Origin of the sequence: Xanthomonas arboricola pv. guizotiae, from assembly GCF_002940205.1 — a bacterium.
Classification (GTDB): Bacteria; Pseudomonadota; Gammaproteobacteria; order Xanthomonadales; family Xanthomonadaceae; genus Xanthomonas; species Xanthomonas arboricola_C.
This window is the reverse complement of record NZ_MDSK01000131.1, coordinates 1-421: the sequence shown is the minus strand read 5'-3', so window position 1 is coordinate 421 and position 421 is coordinate 1. Positions and strand designations below refer to the sequence as shown.

General features: G+C 58.7%; 1 protein-coding gene. It reads left to right on the top strand.

Features of this window, described 5'->3' with window-relative positions; genetic code table 11:
- Positions 1–139 precede the first annotated feature (139 nt).
- The coding region (locus tag XarbCFBP7408_RS23025; protein WP_219820293.1) for a hypothetical protein at positions 140–421 on the top strand (282 nt) is incomplete at its 3' end.

Genomic DNA, 421 nt, shown 5'->3' with positions numbered 1-421 from the left:
GGAAGCCGAAGCGGCTTACGATCGGCAGCAAACCGGTCAGGCCGAGGCGGCCTGACTCAAACCAAACGGCCTCCGAGAAACCCGGGGCGGTTCATGTCGGGTGCCAAGGACTACGCGTTGGGAACGTCCGAGTGCGGTGGTGCGACTCGGCTCTGCCTCTGGCTTTGGCTCTGGCTTTGGCTTTGGCTCTGGCTCTGCCTTTGGCTCTGCCTTTGGCTCTGCCTTTGGCTCTGCCTTTGGCTCTGCCTTTGGCTCCGTCTTTAGCTCCGTCTTTAGCTTCGGCTTTGGCTTCGGCTTTGGCTTTTGCGTTTCGCGGTTGAATTTCGCGCAAAAAGAAACCCTCAGTCGTATTGGACTGAGGGTTTCGGGTAAAGCCCCTGGCGATGACCTACTCTCGCATGGCTTGAGCCACACTACCATC